This is a genomic window from Pseudobutyrivibrio sp. (genome assembly GCF_017471675.1).
GTDB lineage: Bacteria > Bacillota > Clostridia > Lachnospirales > Lachnospiraceae > Pseudobutyrivibrio.
This window is the reverse complement of sequence record NZ_JAFUSK010000037.1, coordinates 1-13,565: the sequence shown is the minus strand read 5'-3', so window position 1 is coordinate 13,565 and position 13,565 is coordinate 1. Positions and strand designations below refer to the sequence as shown.

11 protein-coding genes and 1 tRNA gene are annotated in these 13,565 nt (G+C 37.1%); 7 read left to right on the top strand and 5 right to left on the bottom strand.

The annotated features are described in order from the left end of the window. Positions 1-23 precede the first annotated feature (23 nt). On the top strand, positions 24-668 hold the full coding sequence (locus IJ535_RS06360) for a DUF5688 family protein (protein ID WP_294300262.1): 645 nt from the start codon (positions 24-26) through the stop codon (positions 666-668). Here IJ535_RS06360 and IJ535_RS06355 read toward each other — a convergent pair. From IJ535_RS06355 to IJ535_RS06335, 5 genes are all read right to left on the bottom strand, one after another. Next, complete coding sequence (locus IJ535_RS06355) at positions 665-1,732, bottom strand: ABC transporter substrate-binding protein (RefSeq protein ID WP_294300260.1); 1,068 nt, start codon at positions 1,730-1,732, stop codon at positions 665-667. The genes IJ535_RS06360 and IJ535_RS06355 overlap by 4 nt on opposite strands. After that, on the bottom strand, positions 1,732-2,517 hold the full coding sequence (locus IJ535_RS06350; RefSeq protein ID WP_294300258.1) for an ABC transporter permease: 786 nt from the start codon (positions 2,515-2,517) through the stop codon (positions 1,732-1,734). The genes IJ535_RS06355 and IJ535_RS06350 overlap by 1 nt, the downstream gene beginning before the upstream one ends. Next, positions 2,514-3,341 carry an ABC transporter permease gene (locus IJ535_RS06345; protein ID WP_294300256.1) on the bottom strand — a complete coding sequence of 276 codons (828 nt, stop codon included), beginning with the start codon at positions 3,339-3,341 and terminating at the stop codon, positions 2,514-2,516. The genes IJ535_RS06350 and IJ535_RS06345 overlap by 4 nt, the downstream gene beginning before the upstream one ends. Next, on the bottom strand, positions 3,334-4,401 hold the full coding sequence (locus IJ535_RS06340) for an ABC transporter ATP-binding protein (RefSeq protein ID WP_294300255.1): 1,068 nt from the start codon (positions 4,399-4,401) through the stop codon (positions 3,334-3,336). Before IJ535_RS06340 ends, IJ535_RS06345 begins: the two co-directional genes overlap by 8 nt. A gap of 26 nt (positions 4,402-4,427) precedes the next feature. Beyond that, positions 4,428-4,500: transfer RNA gene (locus IJ535_RS06335), tRNA-Thr, on the bottom strand. Between the two features lie 118 nt (positions 4,501-4,618). Here IJ535_RS06335 and IJ535_RS06330 point away from each other — a divergent pair. From IJ535_RS06330 to IJ535_RS06305, 6 genes are all read left to right on the top strand, one after another. Further along, positions 4,619-4,963 (top strand): hypothetical protein, encoded by a 345-nt coding sequence (locus tag IJ535_RS06330; protein ID WP_294300254.1) that lies wholly within the window; start codon positions 4,619-4,621, stop codon positions 4,961-4,963. Continuing rightward, positions 4,963-5,610 carry an epoxyqueuosine reductase QueH gene (locus IJ535_RS06325; RefSeq protein WP_294300253.1) on the top strand — a complete coding sequence of 216 codons (648 nt, stop codon included), beginning with the start codon at positions 4,963-4,965 and terminating at the stop codon, positions 5,608-5,610. The genes IJ535_RS06330 and IJ535_RS06325 overlap by 1 nt, the downstream gene beginning before the upstream one ends. A gap of 2 nt (positions 5,611-5,612) precedes the next feature. Further along, complete coding sequence (gene argH, locus IJ535_RS06320) at positions 5,613-7,010, top strand: argininosuccinate lyase (protein ID WP_294300251.1); 1,398 nt, start codon at positions 5,613-5,615, stop codon at positions 7,008-7,010. Positions 7,011-7,123: 113 nt separating this feature from the next. Continuing rightward, positions 7,124-8,209, top strand: coding sequence for an aspartate-semialdehyde dehydrogenase (asd, locus tag IJ535_RS06315; protein WP_294300250.1), 1,086 nt, complete (start codon positions 7,124-7,126; stop codon positions 8,207-8,209). 173 nt (positions 8,210-8,382) lie between these two features. Next, positions 8,383-9,741 (top strand): ATP-binding protein, encoded by a 1,359-nt coding sequence (locus tag IJ535_RS06310; RefSeq protein ID WP_294295376.1) that lies wholly within the window; start codon positions 8,383-8,385, stop codon positions 9,739-9,741. Between the two features lie 103 nt (positions 9,742-9,844). Then, on the top strand, positions 9,845-13,565 hold a 3,721-nt coding region (locus IJ535_RS06305), incomplete at its 3' end, for a DNA topoisomerase III (protein WP_294300247.1).

Sequence of the window (13,565 nt, the reverse complement as noted above, 5' to 3'; positions counted from 1 at the left end):
TTCCAATAAGCCTATTTATTATTATGGCAAATGAACAATTTAATAATGTTAAGGACTATATAGTTTACAAGGTGATTAATCATGATAGGAATAAGGAGCTTCTATCCACTGTGCCTTATGTTAATTACTTAGATCTTGCTATTGTGTTCTACCGTATTATTCCTGAGACTGTGGATAGTAAAGAAAAGAAAGCAGTGCTTATTACAAATGCTCAGGCTAAATTATGGGAAACTAATCCATCGGATCTTATGCTTGCTGCAAGTGATAATACTCAAAGAATTATGGGTGTTAAAATTAGAGGAATTTTTTCTACAATCAAGGAATATATGGGGGATTTCAGCCTGTTTGAGATTAGTAAGAAGGAGGAGAGCGAGATACCTTTGTATGTTGTAAGTAATAGCATAAGCTATTATGGAGCAGCGGTATTGTTATATAAGGATTTGTTGAAGGCTATTGCAGCAAAGCTTAAGTCGGACATATATATTATTCCATGCTCAATACATGAGATAATCGTTGTAAAATCAATAAAAGGTTGCGAGATTGATACTGCAAGCCTTAGAGAAATGATTGATCATGTTAACAGAACAAATATCCCTGAGGATGAGGTATTATCTAGCAACCTTTATTATTATTCTAAAGAAACTAATGTGTTAAGCTATGCTAATTAGTAAGCTTTAAGCTTTTTCCACAGTGTGGTGGTGTAATCTAATGTTTTATCATCGTAGGCAGAGTAGATGTCACACCTAGAAAGTGTTTCCTTGGTAGGAAATACTGTTTCATCGGCAAGTGTTTCATCATCCATGCCTGCTGCAACAGTTAGGTTGGGGGTAGCATACCAAACATATTCAAAGTTTTGGGTAGCTGCCTCTTCCTCACACATGAAATCTATCCATTTCATGGCAGCATCATAATGTTTACAGGTGCGAGGTACAAACCATGAATCAACCCATAGATTGCCACCTTCCTTAGGAACTACGTATGCAAGCTTGTCATTATATTCCATGCCCATAGCGGCTTCGCCAGAATAGCAGACAGCCATAGCTGCGTCTTCGGAAACCATACATTCGTATGTTTCATCCATAAGATATGCGTATACATACTTCTTTTCATCACAGAGCATGTCGAACGCTTTGTCTAACTGGGCTGTATCTGTAGTGTTGATATCATATCCTAACATTTTAAGTGGAACCATGAATGCATCTCTTTGAGAGTTAATCATTACGATTTGATTTTTGTATTCAGGATTCCATAGACAGTTCCAGGAGCTTACAGTTTCTTCATCCACCTTTTCAGTATTATAGAGAATTCCCACAGTACCATAGAAGTAAGGAACTGTATACTTGTGATTAGGATCAAAAGAGGCAGAGGCTTCTATAATTGCAGGGTCGACATTTTTATAATTCTGTAATGAATTGTAATCAATTGGAATTAGCTCACCTTCTTTTCGAAGGGTTTCTATCATGTAATCTGAGGTGCAGATAACATCGTAATTAATTGAGCCAGCTTTGTATTTAGCATACATATCTTCAACTGATTCATACTCTTCGTATTTAACGGTGATACCTGTTTCTTTTTGGAAGCGTTTGAGTACATCTGCTTCAATATATTTGCCGTAGTTCAATACTACCAAAGTATCGGCACTTTCTGCATCATTACCGCAGGCTGTGAATGAAAAGCAGCTTGTAAGAGTAAGACAAAAAATGCTGATTAATGAATATAATTTCTTTTTCATTATCTTACAACCTCCTTCTTGTTCATTCCCTTAAAGTTTGTTGCAATAAGCATAATGAATGCAAGCAAAAACAAAAGAGTAGAAAGAGCATAAAGCTCTGGCTGAATTCCCTTTCTCAACTCTGTATAAAGCATAGTGGAGAGGGTGTTTACACCGGCACCCTTGGTGAAATATGTGATGGTAAAATCATCAAGTGACATAGTAAATGCCATCAAAAATCCTGATAAAACGCCAGGGAATATCTCAGGAAGGATAACCTTGTAAAAGGCATAAGCTGGTGATGCCCCTAAATCCATGGCTGCCTCTATACAGGCGTCTGACATAGATTGAAGACGTGGTAGCACATTAAATATTACATAAGGCACTGAAAATGCTATATGAGCCAAAACTACAGAAAATTCTCCTAGGGAAGTAAATCTGGTAAAAAGAAGCATTAGAGAAATACCTGTAACAATATCCGCATTTAAAAGCGGTATATTAGTGGCACCAAGCATAATGGCAGCATGATGCTTTTTCATGCGGTTAATACCAATGGCAGCAGATGTACCTAGAATAGTTGCAAGTATACTTGAACTAAGAGTGATACGAAGGGTTGTAAAAAGGGCATCCATAATAGTATCGTTGCTAGGCAGATTCAGGTACCATTGAAGTGTGAAGCCGCCCCAAACAGTACGTGACATAGAATTATTAAAGGATAAAACTATAAGCACCAGGATTGGAGCATACAAAAACAAAAATATTAAGCCAAGGTAAGTATAAGAGGCGCCTTTTTTAAATTTTTTCATATAAGCATACCTCCATTTTCAGAATCATCCACCTTATTCATAATGCTCATTGAAGCAAGGACGAATAGCATAAGTATAATTGAAAGGCCTGAGCCTAAGTTCCAGTTTCTGGCAAGTGTAAATTCCTGCTCAATAACATTACCAATAAGAAGTACCTTACCTCCTCCAAGCAGGTTAGATACAACAAAGGATGAAAGTGCAGGCACAAATACCATAATAATGCCAGAAATAATACCGTCCTTAGAAAGTGGAAGAGTAATCTTAAAAAAGGTGTTAAGCCAGCTTGAACCTAAGTCAGAGGCTGCTTCTATAACCTCATCGTTAATCTTTGACAAGGAATTGTAGATTGGCAAAATCATATAAGGTAAAAAATCATAAACCATACCAAGTATAACAGCAGCCTTTGTATACAGAATATGAATGGTAGGAAGACCAAGTGCTGAAAGTATACTGTTAAGGATTCCGTTATTTGATAATATGTTCTGCCAGGCAAGTATTCGAAGCATAAAATTCATCCACATTGGAAGGATGAATAAAAATACAATAAAACCCTTGTTGGAAATCTTAAGGTTGTGCAAAATCAAGGCAACAGGGTAGGCTAAAATAAGGCATATAATGGTTGTAATAAGTGCAATCTGAATAGACAGACCAAGTGATTTTAGGTGGACTGGGTCTGTAATTGCAATTAAATTGGAAAGTGTAAAGCTTCCGTCACCTGTATTAATTGCATATCCAAGGATATAAAATAATGGAAGGATAGTACAAATTAATACCCAAATGGCATATGGCATAGCCAGGAAGCTGGTGCGAAGCCTATTAATCATTCTCCTTCATTACCTCCTCGTCCTCAGATTCAGGCTTGTTCATAATCTGAATGTTGAATGGGATAACATTCAAGGATACATGCTGACCAACTTCAAAGTACTTGGTTGTATGTACAAGCCATTCGTACTGTCCGCATTGAACATCTAATTCGTAGTGTACTCCCTTAAATAGACAATCAGTGATAACTCCATCCATGAAGCCTTTACCTGGTTCGCCAAGCTCAACGTCCTCTGGACGGATAACTACATCTACAGGCTTCATAGTACCAAAGCCCTTATCAACGCAAGGAACCTGAACACCAAGAAATGAAACAAGCTCATCCTTAATCATGATTCCTTCTATAATATTGCTCTCACCAATGAAATCAGCAACGAAGGCGTTTTCAGGCTCGTTATATATATCCTCAGGAGTTCCAATCTGCTGGATGTAGCCCTGGTTCATAACAACTATAGTATCAGACATAGTAAGAGCTTCTTCCTGGTCATGGGTTACATATATAAATGTAATGCCAAGCTCCTGCTTAATCTTCATAAGCTCGTACTGCATGCTTTGACGGAGCTTTAAATCAAGAGCACCTAGAGGCTCATCTAAAAGAAGAACCTTTGGTTCGTTAACAATAGCTCTTGCAATGGCTATACGCTGTTGCTGTCCACCGGAAAGTGAATCGATGGAACGTTTTTCAAAGCCGTCAAGGTTAACAAGCTTAAGGGCGTATTTTATTTTGTCATCAATATATTCTTTGGATTTCTTTTGAATCTTTAATCCAAAGGCGATATTTTCTGCAATTGTCATGTGTGGGAATAAAGCGTACTTTTGAAATACCGTATTGATTGGACGAAGATTGGCAGGTAGAGCAGTGATGTCGTTTCCGTTAAGATAGATTTTACCTGAATCAGGCTTTTCGAAGCCTCCTAATAATCTAAGTGTAGTTGTTTTGCCACAGCCTGATGGACCAAGTAAGGTCACAAATGAATTTTCCTTAACATACAGGTTTAGTTCATCTAGAACCAGCTGCTTGCCGTAGCTTTTTGAAACGTGGTCGTATTGAATAAATTCCAAAAGATTTTCCTCCTATATATAAAAAGAGCTCCGAATCAGACTCGAACTGACGACCCCCTCATTACGAGTGAGGTGCTCTACCAACTGAGCTATCGGAGCTAACCATAGAAATATTAATATATTAAAAGAAAAAAATCAACGAAATTGTTGAGAAAAAACAGGGTTTTTATTATAATGACACTTGTACGAAAAAAGATAACCTTTAGGAGAATATATAATGGAAGCAAAGAAGAAAAATACAGCATCAATTAATTTAGGGAAGTTTTTTTCCAAGGATAATCTTCCTCTATTATCACTTATATTTGTAGGCATTTTTGCAATTGTTGCAATCGTAATTTCCATAGTGGCATTTTCAATTAATCCTGTTATTGCCTGTGTGATGGTTATTCTTGAGGCAGCACTTGCAGCTACACTTAACAGAATCCCACTTTGGATTCATGGGCTTGTTTTTATTGCTCAGATTGTATGTGGCATAATGGCATCTCAGGTACCATTTATGATTTTTATGGTGTTTATTTATGTGTTTGCAACAGCATTTTTGTATATTTGGGCTAATAGATAATGAATAAGATTAACTATCAAAAGGAATTAGATAAATTAATAATTAAATTTACTGAAGAAGGCCAAGTGCCTTCTTTATTGTTACATAGCTGTTGTGCTCCATGCTCCAGCTACTGTATTGAATATTTAAGTCAGTTTTTTTATGTTACAGTATTTTACTATAATCCTAATATTTATCCTGATGAAGAATATTACCACAGAGTTAAGGAACAGCAGCGTTTTATTAAGGAATTTCCTACTAAGTATCCAGTTAAATTCATAGAAGGAGATTATGATAAAAGCAGCTTCTATGAAATAGCTAAAGGTCTTGAAAAGGAGCCTGAAAAGGGGAAACGCTGCCATAGATGCTATGATCTTAGATTAAGACGTACAGCAGAAGTTGCTAAAGAAAAAGGGTTTGACTTTTTTTCTACAACACTTACAATATCACCAATGAAAGATTCTCAGGTGCTTAACGAAATAGGCGATTCTATAGGAAAAGAGCTAGGGATTAATTGGCTTTATAGCGATTTTAAAAAGAGAGAAGGCTACAAGAGAAGTACTGAGATATCTAAAGAATATGATATGTACAGGCAGGACTATTGCGGCTGTGTGTATTCATATAATGAAAGGCAACTACAAAAACAGGCAACAAAGATGGAGGATTAGTTATGGCACAATTGTGGGGCGGTAGATTTACCAAATCTACAGACCAGATGGTTTATGATTTTAACGCTTCTATTAACTTTGACAAGAAGCTTTTTGAGCAGGATGTTAGAGGCAGCAGAGCTCATGTTAGAATGCTTGCAGCCGTAGGTGTTATCACTGAAGAAGAAAGGGATGAAATCCTTAAGGGGCTTGATAGTATCGAGACAGATGTTAATGACGGCACTCTTAAAATCACTTCTGAGTACGAGGACGTTCATAGTTTTGTAGAGGCAAATCTTATAGATAGAATTGGTGATGCCGGTAAAAAGCTTCACACAGGTCGTTCTAGAAATGACCAGGTGGCTCTTGATATGAAGCTTTACACCAGAGACCAGGTTGTTTCTACAGCTAAGGCACTTGAACATTTACTTACTACAATTGTAGGCATAATGGAGGAGAATATCGACACAATTATGCCAGGCTTTACCCATTTGCAGAAAGCGCAGCCTATAACTGTTGCCCACCACATGGGTGCATATTTTGAAATGTTTAAAAGGGATATTGTTCGTCTTTCAAATATAAAGGTGTCTATGTGGTCTTGTCCCCTTGGGTCTGGTGCTCTTGCTGGTACTACATACCCTTTAGACAGGTATATGACAGCAGATTTGCTTGAATTTGAGGGACCTACATTAAATTCAATGGATGGTGTTTCTGACAGAGACTATCTTATTGAATTCTTATCTGCTCTTTCTATTATTCAGATGCATCTTTCCCGTTTTTCAGAGGAAGTGATTATCTGGAATAGCAATGAATACAGATATGTTGAGATTGATGATGCATATTCTACAGGCTCATCTATCATGCCACAGAAGAAAAATCCTGATATAGCAGAGCTCGTACGAGGTAAGACAGGTAGAGTATATGGTGCACTTATGTCCCTTCTTACTACAATGAAGGGTATTCCACTTGCATATAACAAGGATATGCAGGAGGATAAGGAACTTTCTTTTGATGCTATGAAAACTGTTCAGGATTCAATTGTACTTTTCGATGGAATGCTTTCAACCATTAAATTCAACAAGGAAAATATGGCTAAATCAGCTAGAAATGGATTTACAAATGCTACTGATGCTGCAGATTATCTTGTTAATCACGGTGTTCCATTTAGAGATGCCCACGGAATTATTGGACAGGTAGTTCTTTATTGCATAGATAAGGGAATTGCCATAGATGATATGTCCCTTTCTGAGCTTAAGGCTATTTCGCCAGTGTTTGAAGAGGATATATATGATGCTATTTCTATGGAGACATGTGTTAATACCAGACTTACTGTAGGAGCACCGGGACATAATGCTATGGAAGAGGAAATTAGCGCATGTAAAGAATTCTTAAGTACTGTTCCAGATATGTTTGAAAATTAAGTTAGTAAATTTGTTTAATTTCTACTTGCATTATTTATGCGATTTGTTTATAATCGTTTCAAATGACGGACAAATGTCCGTGTGACAAAAACAAAAGTGAGGAGATGTTTGAAATGAGCGAGAAATTAAGAGTCGGTATTCTTGGTGGAACTGGTATGGTTGGTCAGAGATTTATTTCTCTACTTGAGAACCATCCTTGGTTTGAGGTTACAACTATTGCAGCCAGCCCACGTTCAGCAGGACAGCGTTATGAAGATGCAGTTGGTGATCGTTGGAAGATGGATACTCCAATGCCAAATGCAGTTAAGGACATCATTGTAAAGAATGTTAACGAGGTTGAGGAAGTCGCAAAAGAAGTTGATTTTGTATTCTCAGCAGTTGATATGTCTAAGGACGAGATTAAAGCTATTGAAGAAGCATACGCTAAGACAGAGACTCCAGTAGTTTCAAACAATTCTGCACATAGATGGACTCCTGATGTTCCTATGGTAGTACCAGAAATTAACCCAGAGCACATGCAGGTTATTGATTTCCAGAAAAAGAGACTTGGTACAACAAGAGGTTTCGTTGCAGTTAAGCCTAACTGTTCAATCCAGTCTTATGCACCAGTACTTACAGCATGGAAAGAGTTTGAGCCTTACGAGGTTGTTGTTACTACATATCAGGCTATTTCAGGTGCTGGTAAGACATTTAAGGATTGGCCTGAAATGGAGCACAATATCATCCCATTTATCTCAGGTGAGGAAGAAAAATCAGAGAAAGAGCCACTTAGAATCTGGGGTAAGATTGAAAACGGCGTAATCGTACCTGCAGATGATGTAAAGATTACAAGCCAGTGTATCCGTGTTCCAGTTCTTAACGGACATACAGCAGCTGTTTTTGTTAAGTTTAAGAAGTCTCCTACAAAGCAGCAGCTTATTGATGCAATTAATAACTTCTCTGGCAAGCCACAGGAGCTACAGCTTCCTAGCGCACCAAAGCAGTTTATTCGTTACATGGAAGAGGATAACAGACCACAGGTAGCCCTCGATGTAGATTACGAGAATGGTATGGGTGTATCTGTAGGACGTATTAGAGAGGATAGCATTTACGACTGGAAGTTTGTTGGATTATCACACAACACTGTTCGTGGTGCTGCTGGTGGTGCTGTTCTTTGCGCTGAGCTTCTTAAGGCACAGGGATATATTACAGCAAAATAATAATTAAAATTTTAATTCCGCATCCTTTGTGATGCGGAATTTTTTTGACAATTTACAAATAAGATAAATTAAATTCAAATAAAATTCTTTTTTAGTGTAGTCTGCTAAAGTGAAATGTGTTATTATATTACACGAATTAGTTAAGTAATGCACAAACTAGGGAGATAGTGATTATGACACACACAAATGAAGTGAAGAAGTTGGATGCTATTTACCAATCTGCAGAAAACAATTTAGTAGTGCTTTACGGCAGGCTTGGTTGTGGCAAGGAAGCGTTGTTAGACGAGTTTACTACCGGTAAATCTTATTTTTACTATCGAAGTCGTCAGTGTTCAGATGCCAAGCAGTTAAAATATTTGGATGATCAGATTTCATCTACATATAATAAAGCTGAAGGCAGTACTAGTTATGAGGCATCCTTTAAGAAGTTTTCATCTAAGGATGGATCAAAGCTTATTGTTATTATTGATGAAGCTCAATATGCAATTAAGAAGACTAATGATTTATTTAGTAGCCTCATTTCTTTAAAGAATAAGAAGCTTTATCCTGGTAAGGTTATGATAGTTGTGGTTAGTTCCTCACTTGTGTGGACTAATAATTGGCTTAACGATCCTGCTTTCGCTTCTAAATCCTATATTGATGAAGCTATAAAAATGGAGAATCATTCATTCCTTGATGTGGTTAGAGCATTCCCTAGCTATAGTGTGGCTCAGTGCGTAAGTACCTATGGAATTATAGGAGGTGTATCTGATTATTTAGATAGATGGAACGCTAAGAAGTCTATTAAGGCTAATGTATGCGAAAATATTCTTTCACCTACAGGATTTTTATATACAGAAGCAGAGGACTATATTGCTTCTGAGCTTAGAGAATTATCCTGCTATGATACTATTCTTGGCTCCATAGCTGCAGGTAATGAAAAGCTTAATGATTTGTTTGAGGATACAGGCTATTCAAGAGCTAAGATTTCTGTTTATATTAAGAATCTTGCAGCCTTTGATGTGGTTGATAAGGTGGTATCCTTTGAAACAGGAGGATGGGACAATACTAAAAAGGGTATATACAGAATTGTAGACCCATACATTAATTTTTGGTTTACATTTGTATATCCACATCTTTCAGAATTGATTTCTTTCACTCCTGAAAGATTTTACGATACATTTATTGCACCAAACCTGGATAAGTATTTGCAAAATTATTTTGTAGATGTATGTAGAGAATACCTACACCTGCTTAATATGGTAGGTCAGCTTCCAATTAAGCTTACAAAGATTGGAACATGGCTTGGTAAGGAAGGAACTATTGATGTAATTGGTCAAAGTGATAACAGAGAGAATGTTGTTGGTATTTGCAATTGGACTGAAAAGTCTATGGGCTATGAATCTTATGAGAAGCTTTTAGAATCTATGAAGCAGGCAAGGATCACAGCAAATACAATTTTCCTTTTCTCAGCTACCAGATTTGACAGCAAGCTTACCCAGCTTTCAAAGGAAAATAAATCTATTGTTCTGGTAGACATGACAGAGCTATAATTGATATAATTGAATAGTTAATAATGATTGAAGCCTTTGCAGTACAATGCAAAGGCTTCGACTTTTGTTAATTTTAAAATTAATTTTTAGGGAGTTTAATGATTTGGGAAAGAGTTTAATTATCACAGAGAAACCATCTGTTGCAAGGGATTTTGCCAGGGTACTAAAGGTTTCTGGCAATCAGAATGGCTTTATAGAGAATAATGAATATGTCATCAGCTGGTGCTACGGTCATTTGGTGCAGATGGTTTATCCTGAAGAATATGATATTAAATACAAAACCTGGAATCTTGAAGATTTGCCATTCTTACCTAAGGATTACAAATACGGCGTTGTGGAATCCGCTAAGGATCAGTATAAGGTAGTTAACGGGCTGCTTCACAGAAAGGATATTGACACTGTTTACTGGGCAGGTGATTCGGGAAAAGAAGGACAGACAATCGAGGAGAATATCAGAAATTACGGTGGTGTTCGTGAAGGCATGACAGAGCTTCGTGTGTGGATTGATTCACAGACTGATGATGAGATTTTGCGTGGTATTAAAGAAGCTAAGCCAATGAGCGATTACGCTAGGCTTGGTGCGTCTGGTATTATGCGTACCATAGAGGATTATAGCCTGGGAATTAATTTTTCCAGAGCATTATCTGTTAAATATGGAAGGCTTATTAATGATGCCGCCGCTACAACCAGCTATTCAGCTATAGCAATAGGTAGAGTTATGACCTGCGTCCTTGGCATGGTTGTAGAAAGAGAACGGGAAATTAGGGGCTTTAATGAGGATCCATTTTTTAAGGTGCTTGGAAAGTTTTCTGATGTAAATTTCCCAGCGGAATGGAAGGCTGTAGAGTCATCTAAGTATTTCGAATCCTCTCTATTATATGGAGATAAGGGGAACGGCTTTAAAGAAAAGGCTAGCGCTGAAAAATTAATTGAAGATTTAACAAACAAGAATGCTACAATTACTGATAAGGATTCAGGTATTTCTAAGAAAAGAGCTCCTTTATTATTTAACTTAGCGGAGCTACAGTCTGAATGTTCAAAGAGATTTAAGATTTCTCCAGCTCAGACACTTGATATTATTCAGGAGCTTTACGAGAAAAAGTACACTACATATCCTCGTACAGATGCTAGAGTACTTACTACAGCTGTTGCTAAGGAGATTAATAAGAATCTTAATAAGCTCCAATCTTACGGCCCAACAGCTAAATATGTACATGAAATACTTGCAGACAGAAAATATATAGGAATTGAGAAGACCAGCTATACAGATGATAGCAAGGTAACTGACCATTATGCTATTATTCCTACAGGTCAGTGTAATGGTATAGAGAATCTTTCCAGTCTTAGTCAAAGGGTTTATGATTTGATAGTACGCAGGTTTCTGTCTATTTTCTATCCACCAGCAGAATATAAAAATGTAAAGATAGAAGTTAAGATAGAATCTGAAAGTTTCTTTGCAGGAGCTAAATTGTTAGTTAAGCCTGGCTATTTAGAAATAGCAGGTTTGCCAAAGAACAAAAATAATGAAGGAACAGATTCAGAAGATGATTCTGAAAACGAAGAAGATGATTTCTCAAAAGAGAAGTTTGTAGAGTTTGTAGAAAGCTGTAACATTGGTGATTCTATTGATGTTAACGGTTTTGAATTAAAGGAGGGTAAGACATCTCCACCTAAGAGATATACTTCAGGTTCTCTGATTCTTGCAATGGAAAATGCAGGAAAGCTTATTGAGGATGAAGAGCTTAGAGAACAGATTAAAACAACTGGAATAGGCACATCTGCAACCAGAGGTGAAATATTAGAAAAGCTTGTAAGAATTGGTTACTTAAATCAGAACAACAAGACTCAGGTAATTACTCCTGAAAAGCTGGGAGAGATGATTTACGAGGTAGTTCTTCTTACAACCCCAAGTCTTCTTAAGCCAGAGCAGACTGCAAACTGGGAAAAGGGCTTAGAGGGAATCATTAATGGAACAGTTGAGTTTGGTGATTATCGTAATGAGCTAGAGGAATACATCCGTACTGAAACCAGGAATATGATAGAGCAGGATTTAACACAGACAATTGCTCTTAATATTAATCAGTTTACAGGTAAGGAATCTAAGGGACTTGCCACCAGAAAGCCACTTGGTATAAAGTGTCCAGCCTGCGGAGGAGAGCTTACAACTACATCATTTGGCTATGGCTGCAGTAACTACACTAACGATGAAATTAAATGTAGATTTAGTATTGGTACTATAGCTGGAGTTGAACTTCCAGAGGAACAATTTAAAAAGCTTATTTTAGAAGGTAAGACAGATTTAATAGAGGGATTTAAGAGCAAATCTAACAAACCATTTAAATCAGTTCTTAAGCTTGGCAAGAATGAAGACGGAGAGTTTAATGTAAGCTTTGACTTCTCTGAAACACCTACAGAATATATAGAAGGAATGAATTGTCCTGTTTGTGGTGGCAGGATTGCGAAAACAGGCTATGGTTTTGCATGTGAGCATCGTTTCCAGGAAGAAAATCAGTGTTATTTTTCTGTTGGAGAAATTGCCTCTAGAAGGCTATCTGAAGATGAACTGAAATCACTTTTGGAAAATGGTATTACAGAAGTCCTTACAGGCTTTAAATCTAAAACCAATCAAAAATTTAGCGCAAGGATTCAGCTTAAGGAAAACGAAGAAGGCAAGAAGGTTCTTAGCTTTAACTTTGATGGAATAGAAGCTGAAAAGCTAGAAGGCTGCAAATGTCCTGATTGTGGAGGAGATATATTAATACGTCCTAGCGGATATGGCTGTGCTAACTTTAATGCCAAAGATGAAAATTCCTGCAAATTTTATATAGGAAAGACTATTGCAGGTAAGAATATTGGAGGAGGAGTTGTCACTGAGCTGCTACTTAATGGTAAGTCAGAAACTATACGTGGATTCAAAGGAAAGTCAGGAAAGAAATTTGATGCAAGGCTTGTTCTTAAGAAAAACGAAGAAACTGGTAGAACTGAGGCACAGTTTGATTTTGATGATGTAGAGCCAAACTATTTAGCTGATGTAGCTTGTCCGGACTGTGGCAGCAAGATTATTAAGACTAATTTTGGCTTTGCCTGTGAAAAGTATTTTGATAGTGACAATAAATGTGGCTTTGTTCTTGGAGAAATAGCATCCAAAAAGCTTACAGATGCTGATGCCAAGGAGCTGTTAACAGAAGGCCATACCAAGACTATCAGGGGCTTTAAAGGAAAATCAGGAAAGAAATTTGATGCCTGTCTGCTTCTTAAAAAGAATGAAGAAACAGGAAAAAGCGAAGTTTCTTTTGATTTTGACAATGTAGAAGCTAAGGATATTAAGGGTGTCTCATGTCCTATTTGTGGGGGCAAGATAGTTGTAACACCATTTGGTTACGGTTGTAGCAATTATAAAAAGGATGATCCTGATAATTCCTGTGGCTTTAACATTGGCCAAATTGCTGGTGTTAAGATTAAGGAAGCACAGGTTAAAGAATTATTAAAAGAAGGTATAACATCTACTATATCTGGCTTTAAATCAAAGAAAGGAACAAAATTTGATGCCAAGCTAGCACTTAACAAGGATGAAAATGGCAAGGTATCTGGAATTAAGTTTGTTTTTGAGGATGAAGAAAAGGTTATGCCAGGTCTTAAGTGCCCTAAATGCGGTGAACCAATTATTAAGAATCATTTTGGGTATCGCTGTAAGAATAATATTAGGGACAATGTGGATAGCTGCAGCTTCTATGTAGGTAAGGTAGCAGGTGTGGATATTCCTGAAGACCAGTTTAAGAAACTTATTCTTGAGAAAAAGACAGATGTTATTACTGGATTTTTGA